The sequence below is a fragment of the Leucogemmata humicola genome (genome assembly GCF_055379415.1).
Genome location: NZ_AP040875.1, coordinates 5,104,950 through 5,123,155 on the forward strand (window position 1 = coordinate 5,104,950; position 18,206 = coordinate 5,123,155).

The window sequence follows — 18,206 nt, forward strand, 5'->3', positions numbered from 1 at the left end:
GTACGAACGCGAGATGACATAGTACTCGCTCTATTTCCGAGACGGTGGTGTCTGTTTTTCCCAGACGAAGCGATGCAGAAAGTCCGCGGTATGCTCGTACATGTCGAGCACGTGACGATGCAACGCGGCTTCGTGCATGTCGTCCGGAACCACGAGGAGCTCGTAGTAGATATTTCGCGCGCGCAGAAGCGAAATGAGTCCGATCGTCTGCGAGGCATCCAGATTCCGGTCGTCATCACCTTGCCAGAGGAAGACGGGTGATTTCCAGCCGTTGATCGCACCGATGGGTGACGACTTGTACGCGACCGAACTGTCGGAAATCGTTGGTACATACTGGTGCAGCCCCGCGAGATCGGCCCCCGCCACAAAAATGTCGGAGTTGCGAGCCAGTGCTTGTGCCGTCAGCAAGCCGCCGTAGGACTGACCGTAGATGCCAATGCGGGTTGAGTCGACGTCAGGTCGCGATTGCAGATATTTCGCGCCTGCGACCACGTCCTGGTATTCGGCGTTGCCGTTCGTCATGGTGCCAGGCGCATTGGTGAACGACCGGCCGTACCCAATGCCCATGCGGTAGTTGATGGAGATTACGATATAGCCTTGATCAGCCAGATACTGATTGAAGGCATACATCCACGTGTACGCCCCCATGTAGTGGTAGAGCGGCAGCATTTGACGTGGCGGGCCACCGTGCACGAATACCAACGCCGGACGGCGCTCACCAGGCTTCAGGTCCTTCGGCACGAAGACCTGGTTGTGCACCTCCATTCCATCGGCTGCCTTGGTGATCACAACCTCCGGCGTCACGTGCGCGGCGCGCGGAAAATCTTTGCCAAGCGTCGGGAAGATGACGCGTGTGGCGCCGCTCTGGCGTGACATCACTGACACCGATGGCGGCTGTGCTACGCCATACGAGAGGTAGGCGAGGTATTTCTCCGAAGCCAATGGCGTCGGATCGGTTTCTGCGTCACGCCCGACGGTGATTTGCCGCGGCGTTCCCCCTGCTACCGGGACGGCCCAAATGTGTCGACGTTCGATGTCGGTCGCGTTCGTCTGATACAGAAACGTCTGACCGTCGCGGGAAATTGCGCTGTCTTCGATCAGACCATCGTTGGTGGTCAATCGCACCGGCGCAGGATTTCCTTCGCCTGACAGGTCTACGCTATAGAACCGATCCCACTCGTCGCGCGGGACCTGGACCGGGAACACGATATGATCGCCAGCCAGGCGCATCGCGCCGATGTTGGCAAAGAGAGGATCCTTCGAATCGTTGTGCCACACCTCGAGCGCTTTTCGCGTGGTGACATCCGCCACCATCAGCGACTGAGTATGACCGCCCGGGAATGTGGCGCTGTACAGTCCTGGTGAGCTCTGCAACGGATTGGCGGTGGCACCTCCACGTCCCGCTCCGCCCCGCCCTCCTCCTCCGCCGCCGCCGCCGCCACCACCACCACGTCCTGCGCTACAACCAGCTTCGAGGTCCCCGCTTCCTCTACCGTTCGCGGCGCTCGGGACGGCTGCCGTCCCGGCGGGAAAACCAAGACTGCCATTGCCCTGCTGTGTTTGTCTTCCAAACGGCACGCCAGGCCGTCGAGAAAACAAGAGACGCTTCCCGTCCGGGAACCACATCGGCGTGCCGTCGCAGTCGAAGCTCGGGTCGACGTAGTCCACCGTGCGCGTCTTCCCATCGTAAATGCCGATCAGCGAGTGATTCATGCGAAGACTCACAAACGCGATCTTCGATCCGTCCGGAGACCACTGCGGGCTACCATTGCTTCCCCACACTTTGATAAAGGGGACGCCACCGGTGTCCATCGCTGTCTTCGGGCCGCCGCCGTTTGCGACACTGACGCGATAGATCTGACCGTTCCGTGCAGTGATGGCGTAGCGACCGTCAGGCGAGACAGCAAAGCCGGCGCCTTCTGCAACTCGCCACGCTGGTCCGCCGCTCGTTCTCACTGCCCATGTGGCAAAGGTCCCACCGTCTGGGTCAGTGGCGGGGTTGGCAACCCACGCCTGCCGGTTCGGTCCCGTTCCGCGAACGAACAACGCGGTCGATCCGTCATCGGACAGCGACAACGTGTTGATTTCGATCCCGTCGTCCTTCGTGAAGTTCGTAAGCCGCACCGGAGCGAAGTCCGGTGCGGCAGCCGTGTAGACGTTGCGCATGCCCCGCTCGTACGCGACCCACGCAATGCGGTCCGCCTTCTTGGCCGTCACGAGGCTCGAGGGGTACGCGGGACTCAGGAATTGCGCGATCGTGGGCTTTCCTTGCGCCGATAGGTGCGGCGCGAACGCCAGAGACAGCGACACCATCGCCATCACCTTGATGCGATTCATTGAGCGTCTCGAAACTAGAAGGTTGTGTACTGTGGCCGCGTCAGCCCAGAGTGCGGCGCTCCGGGTGCTCATTGTCTATCCTGTCCGTTTCCCCCCGCAGGCGTTCGCGTTGGCTTGCGGCTAAGGAGCCAGGACTCTCCGCCGAACGTTATCGAGAGAGCGCTTGCTCGTCCGTCTGCGCCGACGAGGAACTCGACCGGAAGTGTCGGAAGTACCGTGAGCCCGGTAGACCACGTGAAGTTGTCACGATTCACTGGCTCCATCGTGCCATTCAATCCGCCACGCACCGCGTGGAGCTTGTCGCCCTTCACGCTGACCGTGACTTCGCCAAACAAACTGTCCACGAAGGTGCCGACATACGCGGTCAAAGGCAGCGCCGGCGTGCTCGTTACCGGCGGCGCAGCGTTGCCGCGACCGGCGCCGCCTCCACCGCCGCCTCCACCGCCGCCTCCACCACCACGGCCGCTCTGAGCAACGGCTTCAATCGGAACTTTGAGGTGCCGTTCGAGCACGTAACGCACAATCGCGTCTGGTACGCCGGTGTGGTCGAGATTGCTGAGAACGACGGCGCCGATTTTTTCCGTAGGCAGCATACCCATCGCGGCGGTCATGCCGACGGTGTTGCCGCCATGATTCCAGTAAACGTGATCGCGGAAATCTGCGACAAAGAAGCCGAGCCCATAGGCGTTGAGTCGTGCCACCCCAGCGCCACCTCGACCGCCACTGCCGATGAGCATTTGTGGCGTATGAATCTCGCGCAGCGCAGCGGTTGAGATGATGCGCTTTCCGTTGAACGTGCCATCACCCATCTGGAAGCGTAGATACTGCGCCATGTCCCGCGCCGTCGAATTGATCGAGCCGGCGGGCCCGATGTTCTCGAGGATCTCATGTTCCTGCGCGTACGATCCGGAAGGACCCATCGCGTGCGGCGTGGCAGCGTTGGACACTCGGCTGAAATCCTTCACCAACGGCGTGCTTCGCGTCATTCCGAGGGGCGTGAGGATCCGCTGCTGGATCAGATCTTCCCAGGTGCTGCCGCCCGCTTTCGCCGCGACTTCGCCGGCGACGACGACCATCGGATTGTTGTAAGCATACGCCGAGCGAAAACTCGTTGCGGGCGGTTGGAACCGCAGGCGATGGATGATCTCCGTGCGTGACAGTCCCGAGCCTAGCCACATCAATTCGCCGCGAGCCAGGCCGGTGCGATGTGAGAGCGCGTCCCGGACGGTGACTTCGGCGCTCGCATAGGGGTCGTACAGCCGGAAATCAGGAAGGTGGGCCGAAATCTTGTCATCCAAGCGAAGCTTGCCGTCGGTTTGCATGATGCCCACCAACGTCGACGTAAAAGTCTTGGTGGTCGACCCGATCTCGAACAGCGTGTTCTCGTCCACCTTGTCCGGCTTACCGACTTCCTTCACGCCGTAGGCCTTGATGTAGATCACGGAATCGTTGCGTACGATGGCGAGCGACAATCCTGCCACCTTCCCGTCGGCCATCGCCTTCGTGACGTAGGCATCGAAGCCGGGATAGGGCTCTTGCTGGGCGCGCGCCAGCGGTGCGGCCAGCGCCATGCAGCCGAACGCAAAGCCTGCGGTTTGCAGAGCGGAACGGAAGAACGAGAGCATCAGCGGAATCTCCACAATCGTGACACAGGCGGTGATGGAGCATGGGCATCGAGACGCGGGAAGAAGAGCGGTGCCTCGTGGCGCCGCTCTTCTTCCGTTCTTGCTGGGAAATGGAGCTGGGGCTTTCGGTCAACGCACATCGTTCCAGCGCAGAACGGAGGACGCAGCCCCTGAATGGTGCAGCGGGCAGATGTGGACCGCAATGGTATACTGAAACGGCGTACGGGGTTGACGAGGAGCGGGTGCAGCTCGAGATCGGCCCTGGCCGGTTCGTCGCCGCGGGTGCGTTTGGCCGGCTGCAGGGGTGAACGCCGGAACAGGTCCGCGGTGCCGACGCGCGAGCTGTTAGAGATATCTAAAAATTCCGTCGGTCGCACTTTTGAGGGGTCGACGACGAGGCGTGGCGAGCATCGCGGACTCAAGCGCAATGTCTTAGTCGGGCTGGGCACCGTCGAATCGGATGGGGTAGCCGTTCAGCTCGAAGTATTCCGCGACGGGCGGTGTTCGCCCCAGCGAGACGCCCGCGGTCTTCCAATTGGCCTGCTTCTTCCCCGGATGGGCCGCGCAATGATCGTCACGGAATAGCCCCGGTTGGCGAACGGGATCCGCCGTTCATCGAGCGCGGCCTGATCCGGCGCGGCTGACGCGTGCTCTTCGCTGATGGTCTTTGGGGAGACTGTGTGGCACTCCTTGATCGCCCAAAGCAGATGACTGCGGCGTCACGACAGTCGTCGACGAGCTTCTTCGCAAGGCTGCTATTCCGCCAGTCACCAATCTCGGTGGAGGTCCAGCCGAGCGAATTGGTACTCTTAGGCCGCCGTGGCGAAGTTCGTTTGTCGCGTCGGGACGTTCGCGCGGTCAACGCTAAGCGTGGAGTATTCTGGGACACGCTCAGCATCGAGCTGCACGACGGGACCATCCGCCGCGTGCGCGGAATGCCACGCGAGACAGCCAAACATGTCGCGCTCTACTGGGCAGCGTGGGGCGTCGCCCCGCTCGCCCAGACCGCTGCTCGAGCATTGCGTTGCCTTGTCGACCGCGACGCGTATTTCAACCGAACCGCACTCACGGAGTGGCAATCGCAGACGCGAGGACTGCGCGGCGGAATTCTCGACGCGTTTGACACGCTCTCGCTGCCTACTGACGTGGCACGCGACTTCGACGATTGTCGGCGCTATCTCGCCAACGGTGAACGACTCGTCGAAAAACGAAATGACGAGTTCGTCCAGCGGAAGAAGCAGGAACACGCCGCGTGGTTCGCGTCAGCTGGCGGAAAACACGCGCTCACTGATGAACAGCAGGAGGCGATTCTTCGCGACGAAGACAACTGCCTCGTCGTTGCTGGTGCCGGAACAGGCAAGACCAGTACGGTCGCCGGTAAGGTTGGGTATCTGCTCCGCACCGGCGCAGCGAGGCCTGACCAGATCCTGCTGCTCTCCTTTAGCAAAAAAGCGGCGGCGGAGATGACGGAACGCATCGCCTCGACGATAGGGAAAAGCGCCACCGAGCAGATTCGATCCGCGACATTCCACTCACTCGGCCTCGAGATCGTGGCCGCCGCCGACGGTGTGCGCCCCTCGCTGTCAAAGTTCGCCGAAGACCCGTATTCGCTGGCCATAGCGCTAACGGAGTATCTCAAGGCCCTGGTCGACGATCCAGAAACACAGGGCGATACTACCGCGTTTTTGTCCCATTTCCAATTTCCTTACCAATCATCGTTTTCATATGAAAACGCTCACGAATACCACCAGCTCATTCTGGGTCTAGACATCCGTACCCTTCAGGGCGAGAAGGTCAAGAGCTACGAGGAACTCTTCATTGCAAATTGGCTGTTCGTGAACGGCGTAGCCTACAGATACGAGGACCCATACAAGCACGATACGGCCACCGTACAGCACCGTCAGTACCAGCCGGACTTTCATCTCACGGACTACGACATCTATCTGGAGCACTTCGGTGTCGATCGCAACGGAAACACTGCGCCGTTCGTAGAGCGCGAGAAGTATCGGGACGAGATGGAGTGGAAGCGGAAAACGCATCGCGACTTCGGCACTCGCCTGATCGAGACGTACTCCTACGAACAGCAGGAGGGCTATCTCCTCCGGCTGCTCGAGGAGAAGCTTCGTGCGGCGGGGGTGACGCCGCGGCCGCTCAGTCCCCAAGCGGTGTTCGCTGCAGCGCAGGAACAGAAGCTCGTCGATCCCATCGCGAGACTCCTTGTGACGTTCCTCAACTTGTTCAAGGGGAACCTCTGGACACTCGAGGAGGTCGAAGCCGCCGCGCGGTCACTCTCGGGGGCAGAGAACCGAAGGCGTTCACAGGCGCGTGCCGTGGCCTTCCTCCGCGTGTTCAGGCGAGTCCTCCAGTTCTATGAGGCCGCGCTCTCCGCTGCGGGCACGATCGACTTCGACGACATGATCGCCCTGGCGACTGAACGAGTGGAGACCGGACGGTTCGTCTCGCCCTTCACGCATGTGATTGTCGACGAGTTTCAAGATCTCTCACGTGGGCGAGGTCGACTCCTGCGGGCGCTGCTTGCCCAGGTCACTGACCGTCGGCTGTTCTGCGTGGGCGACGACTGGCAGAGCATTTACCGATTCACCGGCAGCGATATCGAGCAGATGACGCGATTCAACGAGGTGTTCGGTGTCACGCGCCGCTGCGATCTCACGCTGACACATCGCTTCACTGCTGAGTTGTTGGCCGCGAGTTCTACTTTCGTTCAGAAGAACCCGTTCCAACTCAAGAAGAACTTGGTGTCGCATCGCACACTGCGTGAACCGGCCATCGAGGTACACGCTTCTGCCGCCGGCGAGAGGACGGACGAGACGCTCGACCGCGTCCTCACTCGGGTCGCTAGCCACGCGGTACGCGAGTGGCGTGCTGCACCCGCCGCGAAGGACCAACGGCCGACGGTGCTGGTGCTCGGACGGTATAACCACACCAAGCCGAAGCTCTGGGAACGCATAGCGCGCCGACATAGCAATCTGGCGCTCGAATTCTTGACGGTGCACCGCTCGAAAGGACTCGAAGCCGACTACACAGTCATCTTGGATGTCGTCGAAGGCTGGATGGGGTTTCCGGCCGAGGCGGTTGATGACCCAGTGCTCGATCTCGTGTTGGCTGGAGACGGCGCGTTCGAAACGCGGAGGAGCGACGTGTCTTCTACGTCGCGCTCACGCGAGCGAGATTCAGGTGCTTCATCCTCACGGACCCGGCACGTCGATCAAAGTTCGTCGAGGAGATCGAGCGCACTGAATACCGGCAGTGGGTAGTACCCTCCGTTGCGGCGGACGCGCACATTGCCTGTCCGACGTGCAAGGGTGGGCGGCTCTTGCGCCGGCAGGGCGAGCTTGGCCAGTTCTGGAGATGCAGCGACTATCCACTCTGCGAAGGTAAGGCGAAGTTCTGCCCGGCTTGCGGAGTCGGCGCATTCGTTCGCGAACGATCCGGTTTCCGCTGCACGGCGCCGGCGTGCGCGTTCGTCGCCGAGCTCTGTCCCTCCTGCGGTCAGGGCGCTTTGGTCGAACGCGACGGACCTTACGGCCGGTTCATGGGGTGCACCGAGTGGCGACCGGAGGGGACAGGACCCGCCTGCACGTTCAAGCAGAAGCTCGCGAATGCGGCGGGCACCGCACAAAGAACGCGACGGCTGAAGTAAGTCGATGACAAGAACCAGTTGCACTTCCATATCTCACCATGATGTCAGCCGATGACCGCCTCGTTACGTGATCTCAGGCCAGCGAAGGACGATCCCACGATCGTCGAGTCGCTGCGCGCGCACAGAACGCTGTCGGCGGCACCGCAAAACGAGCTCGATTGGATAATCGAACGCGGCACACGCGGGTACTTCTTGCCGGGCGATCGGGTCGTCAGCAAAGGCGTCCCGGTGAATCTGCTGTACGTCATCCTCAAGGGACGGGTGTCGCACCTCGCCGACGTTGGCGGCAGCCTGCGCAAGGTGATGGATTGGCGCGACGGAGACGTCACGGGAGTCTTTCCCTACTCGCGTATCGCGATATCGCCGGGCGATTCCGCGGTCGAAGAGCGGACGGAAATGATGTGCCTCGACCGCGACTATGTGAACCAGATGCCGGTGTCCTGTCCGCACACGACCGCCGCGCTCGTGCATGCGATGATCGATCGCGCGCGGACCTTCAGAGCGAGCGATCTCGAAGGGGAGAAGGCGGCATCGTTGGGGCGCGTCGCCGCCGGGCTCGCGCATGAATTGAACAATCCGGCATCCGCCGCGACGCGCGGCGCAAAGCTCCTTGGCGATGCCGTTGCCGAAGCCGAAGAGGCGGCACTCGCCGTCGGCGCGGCACAGCTGAACGAGTCCGAGCGAGCGGCCGTCGAGAGCGTGCGGGTGACGTGTCTCCGGGCACCCACGACGATCTCTCTCTCCCCGCTCGAACGCGCTGATCGCGAGGAAACGATCGCTGACTGGCTCCTGCAGCACGGCATGGACGACTCGGCGAGCACTGCGCTCGCCGAGTCGGCTGTTTCGACGGATGCGCTCGATCGATTGGCGCGCACGTTGTCGCGCGACAAGCTTGTCGTTGCAGTTCGGTGGATGGCGGCGAGCAGCCACGTGCGCTTTCTCGCGCACGACGTCGAGCGTGCGTCATCGCGCGTTCACGATCTGGTGAGTTCCGTGCGGCGAATGACGTACATGGATCGTGAGTCGACGCCGGAGCCAGTGGACCTGCGTCAGGGACTCACCGACACGTTGGCCATACTGGGACACAAGGCGCGGGCCAAAGCGGCGTCGCTAACGCTAAACGCTGCGGACGACCTCGCACGACCACTCGGAATCGGCAGCGAACTGAATCAGGTGTGGATGAACCTGATCGACAACGCGCTCTACGCGGTGAACGGCGGCGGTCGCGTGACCATCAACGCGAGCGCCGAAGGGCCGAACGTCGTCATTCGCGTAATCGACGACGGTCCGGGAATTCCCGATGAAATCAAGCGACGCATCTACGATCCGTTTTTCACGACAAAGCCAGTGGGACAAGGTACGGGCCTGGGTCTCGACATCGTTCGACGGTTGGTGGAAGCGAACCATGGACGAATCGATTTCGATTCCAAGCCCGGCCACACCGAGTTCAGAGTCGCACTTCCGGCCACCAAGGGCGCATGAAAACTCGGCTCCTACGGCCAGCCGAAAATCGGTGATGCAGGCATTCCGGCCCGCACCGGCGCGAGATCGCTCGGGTCGCGCCAAAATTCGCGCGTAGCGTCCACTGAGGAAACTCTCAACATCCAACGTTTCGCGGCGCCGCCAGTGACTGGCATGACGAGGTCGGCGCGCAGCATCCGCCGAGATTTGGGTGGTACGGCCGCAAGGAGTGAGACACCGAGACTTCCGCGCGCGACGGTCGTTTCGCCGAACGGGACGTCGCCCGACCACGTCTTGCCAATGTCGGTGAACAGCGCGCCGCCCCACTGAGCAAGCCTGCCAGTCGAGAACAACGTCCGCCGTTCCTCGAGCCGGAGCACTGCGCGGCGCCCGCCCGCGATGGCCGTTCCGTTGTAGCCGCGCACTCCAGATGGCGTCTCTCCCAACGACAGTTGCAGCGGAAGTCGCTCACGCCATCCACCCGCGAACTCGGCGCTCGCTTCGAACACGCTGACGTCGGAACTCTTGTGATACCACGCGCCGCGGCCGCTGAGCGCAGCATCGCTCCAGCTTTCTCCGCTCGCGCCGGCCAAGCCGTCGCCTTCGAGCCGGAGCGCGGCGAATGAACGTGCGGTGCCCGCACCAGAGTACAGGTCGAGGGTGACGAGTGTCGATCCGCCCATTCCCGCGGTACCCGAGAGCGCGCGCTGCGCCGTTGCTGCCACCTGCACGCCACGCGCGAGATCTTGCTCGCCAAGGAGTGCGTCGAATCCCTGCACATGTAGGTAGTCGAGAACGCGAAGACCGATTGCACCGCCGGCGCGGAATGCGCGATACGGCGCGTAGCGTCCTTCGAGAACAGAAGTGTCGGCGGGAATCAGTCCGCGTTCCGCGACGATCACGCCAGATGCGTCAGGACGCGACTGCTCGTATGTCGACAGCGGACCAATCAGCACGCTCGCGCCGCGCCATGAATAGCGAGCAACGCCGCCCATTGCCCAGATGTCCCGCGTGATCGGCAGCGAGAGGTCAGGACCGGAGCTGCGTACGAACCCACGGTACGAGGTGTTCTGTGTCCCGCCTGCGTACCACGCGATGTGTTGCAGATCGCTGAGAAATGGCTGCGTGATTGCGGCAGTAAACTGTCCGCCGACTGGATCGCGGACAACGTCGAGCGACGCGACGAGTGGTCGGTCGAACAAACCGTACTGTCGCAACGAGAGCGAGAGACCGTCGCGATAGAAGCGCCCGTCGCGCCATTGCGTGGACGCCGAGAGCCCCGAACCGCCGATGTTCGCGTTCCCGTATTTGATGTTCGACAATCCTCCTTTGGTGTAGCCGCCACCAAGGATCACCGGCACTTCATCGACGGTCTCGATAATCAGGCGGACACCATCGTTCCCATCGTTCGCAGTGCGTACGGCGACCGACGCGAGATAGGGCTGCGCACGGAGCACTCGGGCCACCTCGCCCAGCCAATGATCCGAGCATCGATCGCCAACCTTCGCACGGAGGAAAGAGCGAACGGTCGTCTCGCGCGTGGTGCTCGACTGAAAAACCGCGTACTTCGCAGCGAGTCGCCACCCGGACAGTTCAGTGCCAACGAGCGCCGGCGGCTGTGGATGGACGTCGATGGCAGTCACGAGACGTCCGTCGCAACTGACCTGCAATGAATCCGGCGTCTGCGCCGGAAGGCGCGCCGCGGCGATAACGATGGCAACGACCAATATGGGATTCGTCATGTAGCTCCTCGGCCCTCGACGTCGGTGGCACGTGGTTTTGTTCAATCGCCTGATGTTGATCGGTCCCGGGCGTACGCGGTAGAGTCCCGAAGGAACCCTAGTGCCAGCCCAGGTCGCTGTAGAGATTGGCGCCTGATCGTGACCCACCGTACGTTTTCGGCGCCGTCCTTCCCCCTCCTAGCGACGGCGATTGAGCAAGGTTGCGTCATGTAACGACCCACGAGGCCGTATGAGCGACACGCTTACGAATCCCGTCCGAACGCCGCTCAGCCACAATTTCAGATTGTATCTAGCCGGCGCCACGCTGTCGGCGATCGGTACAGCCATGGTACCCGTAGCTCTGAGCTTCGCGGTGCTGGACGCCGGACTGCGAGCGGGTGGGCTCGGACTCGTGCTTGCGGCGCAAACCATCCCGACTGTCGCCCTGCTGCTGATCGGCGGTGTGATTGGAGATCGCTGGTCGCGCCGCGGCGTGATGATTGGCAGCGACATGCTTCGGTGTGTTGCCCAGATTGCGCTCGCTGTCGCTTTGATGGCGGCTCTCACTCGCTCGCGCTGATCGTTACGCTGACCGCGCTGGTTGGCGTCGGCAACGCCTTCTTCGGGCCGGCGAGTAGCGGGTTTCTCGTTGGGATCGTGGACAAGCAGAATCTGGCGCGCGCGAACGGAGCTCTGAGAACGGGGACTGCGCTCGCCATGATCATCGGACCCTCCATTGCGGGCCTGATCGTCATTGGCGTTGGCCCAGGATGGACGCTCGGCATTGATGGGTTGTCCTACGCGGCCAGCGCCGTGTGTCTCCTTCTCGTTCGGCTTGGGCCGGATGCACAAGCGTCGAAGCTATCAAAGAACCCTCATGTCTGGCGCGATCTTCGAGAAGGATTTCAGGCGTACGCCGAGAGACGCTGGCTGTGGCTGGTGGTCGGTCAATTTGGGTTGCTGAATCTGATTGCGATCGCGCCGTTCCGTGTGATCGCGCCGACTCTGCTCGCGACGCTCCCGAACGGCGCGCGAGCTTGGGGCGTGCTACTGGGTATGGTTGGAGCGGGCGCGCTTGCGGGGGCGATTGGAGCGATGCGATGGCAGCCCAAGCGCTCCCTCGTGGCCGTCGAACTGGCGGTCTGCTCACTCCTTCCGCTGCTCTTTCTTCTCGCCGTCGGTGCGCCGCTCGTCGTGCTCCTCGTCGGAGGCATCGCGTTCGGCGCGGGTGCGGCGGTGCTGAGCGTACTGACGTTGACAGCAATCCAGCGAGAGGTCCCACTTGGCGTACTGTCGCGCGTCATGTCCGTCGTCCAGCTGACCGACATGGGCCTAACTCCGCTTGGCTACGTTCTCGCGGCGCCGGCAGTCGCGCTCCTCGGACCGCAAGCGGCGCTGGCCTCGGCGGCATCCTGCATCCTCGTCAGCGTCGGAGTCTTGCTCAGCATCTCGGATGTGCGCCGCTTCGGCGCGCCATCGTATGCCGGCGACGCTATCCCCGGAGTGTCTTAGGCCCGCGTCCGAAAACAGCAGTGAGTCTGGATTCTCAAGCCTGCACGGCGTTCCTTTGGACACGAATGCGACGAATGACAATCAATCGAACCGTTGGCATTTTAGGCGACGATGCACCGTGGACGCACACGGTTCGATTCGGTTTGATTCGTGTTATTCGTGTCCAAACCCGCTGCGTCTGAATCTCGACGTCGGATTTTGAGGTGAGTCTGCGATCGTCGACACACACTTCGAGGCTTCACATGTCCAATCGGTACGTCGCTCGGCTCGGTATCCTTTTGGGTCTTTCGTTTGCCGCGTTCACGACGAGCAACGCACAACAAGCGCGACGCGCCGTTCAGACTCCAGCGACGCTAGCAGCGGAATCGCAGCAGCTCGCGCCTGGCCCACGCGTTGACCCGTCGACGCTGCGATTCGAGATCACGTATCCGGCAGCCGCGCACGATGGTCCGGTCACCGGCCGCGTCTACGTCATCCTGTCCAAGACGAGCGCGCCCGAACCGCGAACGCTGGTTGGCCGGCTGGGCGCCCCCTTCTTCGGACGCGACGTCGAGCGGCTTGCCGCGGGTGCCCCTGCCGTTGTCGACGCCAGCGATCTCGGACATCCCGTGTGGGACATGCGCGACATTCCGGTCGGCGACTACTACGTGCAAGGCTTCGTGAACGTCTACTCGGAGTTCAAGCGCGCCGACGGACGTGTCCTCTGGATGCACGACGATCAGTGGGAGGGCCAGAACTGGAGCCGCTCGCCGGGCAACCTGTACAGCGACGTGCAGAAGATTCACTTCGATCCGTCGAAGCCCTTCAAGGTGCGGATCGATGCGTCGCACGTGATTCCACCGATCGCGATGTTGGCCGACACGAAGTTCGTGAAGCGGTTCCGTTTTCAAAGCCCGATGCTCACGAAGTTCTGGGGGCGACCGATCTACCTTGGTGCCACGGTGCTCCTCCCGCGCGACTACGAGACTTCGCCTTCGATGAGCTACCCGGTCTTGTACGATCAAGGACACTTCAGCACGGCCGCACCGCTACGATTCCCCGAGACCGGTGCCGACAGTCCGGTGTCTCACGAGTGGATGCGCGACGATTTCCCGCGTGTGCTCGTCGTGACCTTTCAGCATCCCGCCCCGTATTTCGACGACTCGTACGCCGTGAATTCGGTGAACGTCGGCCCGTACGGTGACGCAGTCATGAAAGAACTCATACCAGAAGTCGAGAAACGCTTTCGCACGATCAAGGAGCCGTGGGCGCGCTGGCTCGACGGTGGATCCACCGGCGGATGGGAGTCGCTGGCGCTGCAGATCTACCATCCGGACTTCTTTGGCGGCACCTGGTCCGGCTGTCCCGATCCCGTCACGTTTACCGACGTGGAGGGAATCAACGCGTACAAGGATAAGAACGCGTTCTGGAAGGACATGGAATGGTACCGAGAGCCGACCATCAACTCGCGTGAGCTCGACTACTCGCCGCGCCAGACGTCGCAGCAGCGGAACTACATGGAGCTCGTGAACGGCACAAAGGGACGATCTGGCACCGGACAGCTCGACATCTGGTCGGCCGTGTTCGGGCCGGTTGGCGACGACGGATACTTCAAGCCGCTCTTTGACAAGACGACGGGCGTGATTGACCCGACAGTCGCACAGTATTGGAAAGACAACTTCGACCTACTGGAATACCTGAAGCGGAACTGGACGACGGTCGGCCCAAAGCTGGTCGACAAGATCCACGTGTACGTCGGCGACAACGATACCTACCAGCTCGACCGAGCGACGCGCGAGCTGGAAGCGTGGATGAAGACGACACAGAATCCGCACTATGAGGGTTTCTTCATGTACGGCGATGGAAAGCCGCACTGCTGGAGCGGACCGGGCACGGCGACGGATCGCATTCGCGAAATGGCCGCACACGCCGTGCGCCACAAACCAGACGGCACTACGACACCCTGGTGGAAATACTGACCAGGGTGTCGCGCGCTACGCCGTGCGCATCTGTTTCGCGGGCGCGGGACGTCGCATACCGAGCGCGGCACCCAACAGGATAGCAATTGCCAGAACGCTCATCGCGACTGGAATACTCGTGGGCTTCGTCACCATATCGAACGCCACTCCCAACGCGATAAACGGGTTGATCTTTGCGAGGGCGACGACGAAGGGCGGTGGAACCAGTTTGGGCGCGGGTTGGTCGGCGCCCTTCGCCGCCATTCCTTCCAGTACTTGCTTGAGTCCATTGCCCTTGATTCCCAGGAACGTGCCGCTGGCGAATAGCAACAAAACGCCAACGATTCCTGCGACCACGAACCCGGTCGACCAGATGGCAAGTCGCGTGACGCTGAGCATGTAGAAGCCGGTGATGACAAACACGGCCAGACAGATCGGAAAGATCTTGGAGGCCGACGCCAACACATTGTGCCACTCGAGGACCTCACCCACGGTACGGGCGCGATGTCGACGAGTCTCGGCAAGCTTGGTGATTGCCGAGACACCGCCGGCGACGACGAGTGTGACGATGTGGACGAAGAGTACTATGTGATAGAGATCCATAATCAGGCGTGCCGGAATTTGGTTAGACTTCGTGTCCACCCTTTACGGGACCTACGGATTCCAGGTTTCAGCCTGATCGTTAGACGGCAGTCAGACGCTGACTCCCCCGCCACCGCCCATGGGGCGCCACCGTTATGGGTGATTCCACCGCGGCCGCCTCGATGCAGACCATCCTTAGATAACCGTTGGGCTCGAGGTCCGATAGCGTGGCGGCCGTAACCGGTCCCGGGTTCCAAACCACGACGTCGGGAAAACCGTCCATCTCCACGCGCGTGACACGCTGCGGTTCCTGTACCTCGAGTGGCGAGGTCACGTCTCGGTAGATCCGATTGACCTCGCTCTCGATGACGAGTCGCTCGGCCGACTCGACTCGTCGTGCGCCGCCGTCAGCGGTATCGCGGTAGTGGCATCCAGCCAGGCCGTGAAGGACAGTCTCGCGTACGTCGGCCACGCGCAGGTACGTATGCAGCGCGGACGTGAACGTGAACGGCTCGTTGCCGGTATTGGCAATCGTCAACGCGAGTTCAAGGGATTGGTCCTGCACGCGCGCCGTGAACTCGGCGTCGAATGCATGAGGCCAGATCGCCATGGTCGCCGGCGATGAGCGGAGCCGAAACGTCGCGGTCGCCGCGTGAGCGTCTGATGTCGGCGGGCCGATAAGCTCCCACTGCGCGGTGCGCGCAAATCCGTGTTTCGGGAGCGGTCCTTCGCTCGCGAACTGCGGGAAGATGACCGGCACTCCGCCGCGAATCGCTGCGGTGGAAGTGAATTCCGACGTCGAACTCACGAACAGTCGCTCGGTGCCGCGTGCCGGAATCCATGACGTGACGTGCGCGCCGTGGAGATACACCTCCATGCGCGCACCGTCCGGTGCGACGACGACGACCTTGGGCAGTCCGCCCGCGCCGATGATCGTCTCTTGGTCTTTAGATGACATCCGGCAAAAGCTAGCCGGCCATGGACTCCTCGGCGCTCCACTGTCTATCGCGCGGGCCGACATACACTGACTTTGGCCGGATGAGGCGGTTGAGCGCGCGTTGCTCGAACGCGTGGGCAATCCAACCGCTCACGCGGCTGATAGCGAAGGTCGGCGTGAACAGCGGAACGTCGAGTTCGAGACCGTGGAGCAGCAGTGCTGTGTAGAACTCCACATTGGTCTGAAGCCGGCGTCCGGGTTTGTACTCCTCGAGCAGGCGGATGGCAGTGCTTTCGACGGAGCGCGCCAGCGTGTACAGCCGCATGTCGCCCGCGCGCGTGAAGAGTCGCTCGGCCGCGGCTGCGAGAACATCGGCGCGCGGGTCACGGACTTTGTACACGCGATGCCCAAAGCCCATCAGCCGCTCGCCCGCCTCGATCTTTCGACGCAACACCTCCTCGGCGCGCGACGCATCGCCGATCTCGAACACGGTCTCGAGGGCGGGACCGGGCGCGCCGCCATGCAGCGGACCTTTGAGCGCTCCGACCGCGCCGACGACGGCCGAGACGAGATCGGAACCCGTGGACGTGATCACGCGACACGTAAATGTCGATGCATTGAGGCCGTGGTCGACGACGGTGTTGAGATAGGTCTCGAGGCCGCGGACGCGCTCGACGTCTGGCGCAACACCGGTGAGCATGTAGAGGTAGTTCGCCGCGTGACCGAGGTCGGCGCGTGGCGCGATCGGCTCGTCACCGGCGGTCAAACGAGCAAATGCCGCGACGATCGTTGGGGCAATCGCGACAATATCCGATGCCTCGCTCGAGCGGAGCGAGACAGTGCCGAGCGCGATGCGGAGTGCGTCCATCGCGTCGATGCGAGCGCGTGCGGATTCCCGCAGGATTGCGAGCGTAGCCGGCGGCAACGCGCGCCGTGCCGCGAGGTCAATGCGAAACGCGTCGAGTTGGTCCGGTGTGGGCAGGTCGCCGTGCCAGAGGAGCCAGGTGGTTTCCTCGAAGGTGGCGTGTGCTGCCAGTTCGCCGACCGGGAATCCGGCGATGATGAGTTCGCCTGCCTCGCCGTCGACATGACTGAGGCGCGTCGTTGCCGCAACGACGCCTTCGAGGCCGCTGGAGATCGTGTTGTCGTGTGCCATGGCGAAAACGTAGGGATCAGTGCATGATTGCGTCAACGTTGATTGATTGATCAATATGCCATCGAACGACCAGTGGATCACGGCAGCCGAAGCGGCGCGCACCCTGAAGGTCACGCGAGCAACATTGTACGCGTACGTCAGTCGCGGCCTGATCCGTTCAGCGCCGGGAACCGGCGCAACGCGCGCGCGCCGATACTCGCGAGAGGATGTCGATCGCCTGAAACGGCGGGCCGAGGAACGGCGCAATCCCGACAAGGTCGCGGCGCACGCGTTGCAATGGGGCATGCCAGTTCTCGAATCGTCCATCACGTTGATCGCCGACGAGACACTGTACTATCGCGGCCATGACGCGGTGACGCTCGCGCGGACCGCAACGGTCGAAGCCGTGGCGCGGCTCATCTGGACCGGCCGCCTCGACGTCGAGACACCGATGGCGCCGATGAACACGCCCGTCGCTCGGGGCAATCGTGCGGCAACCGACGATCCTTACATCGTGCGAGCGCAATCGGCGCTCGTGCACGCGTCGGTGGCCGATACACTGGCCTTCGACCTTCGCCCCGATGGCGTGGCGCGAACCGCAGGCCGCATCCTCGATCTGATGATTGGCGCGGTAGCGCAGCGCGCGCGCGACGAGCGCATCGACGCAGCGCTGGCCCGCGGTTGGGGCGTGCGAGCCGGCGGCGAAGCGCTGATTCGCGCCGCACTGATTCTCTGCGCCGACCATGAACTCAATGTTTCGGCGTTCACGGCGCGCTGTGTGGCGTCCGCTGGTTCACCGCCGTACGCCGTCGTCGTCGCGGGCCTCGCGGCGCTCGAGGGGGTGAAGCACGGCGGGAGCACAGCACGCGTCGAGTCGCTACTCGCGGCGACACGGCGCGAGCGGTCCGTGCGCGCGGCGTTGGCCGAGCGACTGAGGCAGGGAAATCGTATCGACGGATTCGGGCATCCGTTGTATCGAAACGGCGATCCGCGTTCGGCCGCGCTCCTCGAGATGCTCGACGATCGATTTCCACGATCGCCCGAACTCCGATTCGTTCGTGAATTCGCGCGCGTGACCGAGTCATTGACCGGCGAGAAACCCAACCTCGACTTCGGGCTTGGCGCCGTGTCGCGCGTACTCGGATTGCCTGCAGCGTCGGGGCTAACGCTCTTTGCGATCGGCCGGACGATCGGCTGGATCGGGCATGCGATCGAGCAGTACGCCGTCGATCAGATCATACGGCCGCGTGCGCGATACACGGGCGTGGCTCCAGTGACGAGCAGCGCTGTGTGATGCC

General features: G+C 62.7%; 11 protein-coding genes and 1 pseudogene. 6 read left to right on the forward strand and 6 right to left on the reverse strand.

The features are described 5' to 3' along the window. Positions 1–30 precede the first annotated feature (30 nt). Positions 31–2,337, reverse strand: coding sequence for a S9 family peptidase (locus AC6H4Z_RS21975; protein ID WP_497544114.1), 2,307 nt, complete (start codon positions 2,335–2,337; stop codon positions 31–33). A gap of 68 nt (positions 2,338–2,405) precedes the next feature. Beyond that, entirely contained in the window at positions 2,406–3,962 is a 1,557-nt protein-coding gene (locus tag AC6H4Z_RS21980) for a serine hydrolase (protein ID WP_497544115.1), read from the reverse strand. Between the two features lie 680 nt (positions 3,963–4,642). Here AC6H4Z_RS21980 and AC6H4Z_RS21985 point away from each other — a divergent pair. From AC6H4Z_RS21985 to AC6H4Z_RS21995, 3 genes are read left to right on the forward strand one after another with little or no spacing between them, the layout of a single operon-like run. Further along, positions 4,643–7,237 carry a UvrD-helicase domain-containing protein gene (locus AC6H4Z_RS21985; RefSeq protein WP_497544116.1) on the forward strand — a complete coding sequence of 865 codons (2,595 nt, stop codon included), beginning with the start codon at positions 4,643–4,645 and terminating at the stop codon, positions 7,235–7,237. Between the two features lie 26 nt (positions 7,238–7,263). Next, the gene (locus AC6H4Z_RS21990) at positions 7,264–7,623 is read left to right on the forward strand and encodes a topoisomerase DNA-binding C4 zinc finger domain-containing protein (RefSeq protein WP_497547075.1); all 360 of its coding nucleotides are present in this window, start codon (positions 7,264–7,266) and stop codon (positions 7,621–7,623) included. A 51-nt stretch (positions 7,624–7,674) separates the two neighbouring features. Next, a complete protein-coding gene (locus AC6H4Z_RS21995) occupies positions 7,675–9,105 on the forward strand; it encodes an ATP-binding protein (protein WP_497544117.1) in 1,431 nt (476 codons plus the stop codon). Between the two features lie 11 nt (positions 9,106–9,116). Here the strand turns inward: AC6H4Z_RS21995 and AC6H4Z_RS22000 are convergent, their stop codons facing one another. After that, positions 9,117–10,826 (reverse strand): BamA/TamA family outer membrane protein, encoded by a 1,710-nt coding sequence (locus tag AC6H4Z_RS22000; protein WP_497544118.1) that lies wholly within the window; start codon positions 10,824–10,826, stop codon positions 9,117–9,119. Positions 10,827–11,055: 229 nt separating this feature from the next. Between AC6H4Z_RS22000 and AC6H4Z_RS22005 the strand changes: the two are divergent. Further along, positions 11,056–12,317 (forward strand): annotated as a pseudogene (locus AC6H4Z_RS22005) (MFS transporter). A gap of 242 nt (positions 12,318–12,559) precedes the next feature. Beyond that, entirely contained in the window at positions 12,560–14,275 is a 1,716-nt protein-coding gene (locus AC6H4Z_RS22010; RefSeq protein ID WP_497544119.1) for an alpha/beta hydrolase-fold protein, read from the forward strand. Positions 14,276–14,290: 15 nt separating this feature from the next. Here the strand turns inward: AC6H4Z_RS22010 and AC6H4Z_RS22015 are convergent, their stop codons facing one another. From AC6H4Z_RS22015 to AC6H4Z_RS22025, 3 genes are all read right to left on the reverse strand, one after another. Beyond that, on the reverse strand, positions 14,291–14,857 hold the full coding sequence (locus tag AC6H4Z_RS22015) for a hypothetical protein (RefSeq protein WP_497544120.1): 567 nt from the start codon (positions 14,855–14,857) through the stop codon (positions 14,291–14,293). A gap of 79 nt (positions 14,858–14,936) precedes the next feature. Next, the gene (locus tag AC6H4Z_RS22020; protein WP_497544121.1) at positions 14,937–15,794 is read right to left on the reverse strand and encodes a D-hexose-6-phosphate mutarotase; all 858 of its coding nucleotides are present in this window, start codon (positions 15,792–15,794) and stop codon (positions 14,937–14,939) included. A gap of 10 nt (positions 15,795–15,804) precedes the next feature. Further along, positions 15,805–16,929 (reverse strand): citrate synthase, encoded by a 1,125-nt coding sequence (locus AC6H4Z_RS22025; protein ID WP_497544122.1) that lies wholly within the window; start codon positions 16,927–16,929, stop codon positions 15,805–15,807. A 55-nt stretch (positions 16,930–16,984) separates the two neighbouring features. Here AC6H4Z_RS22025 and AC6H4Z_RS22030 point away from each other — a divergent pair, with 55 nt between their 5' ends. Further along, positions 16,985–18,202 carry a citrate synthase family protein gene (locus AC6H4Z_RS22030; RefSeq protein WP_497544123.1) on the forward strand — a complete coding sequence of 406 codons (1,218 nt, stop codon included), beginning with the start codon at positions 16,985–16,987 and terminating at the stop codon, positions 18,200–18,202. Positions 18,203–18,206: the final 4 nt, after the last annotated feature.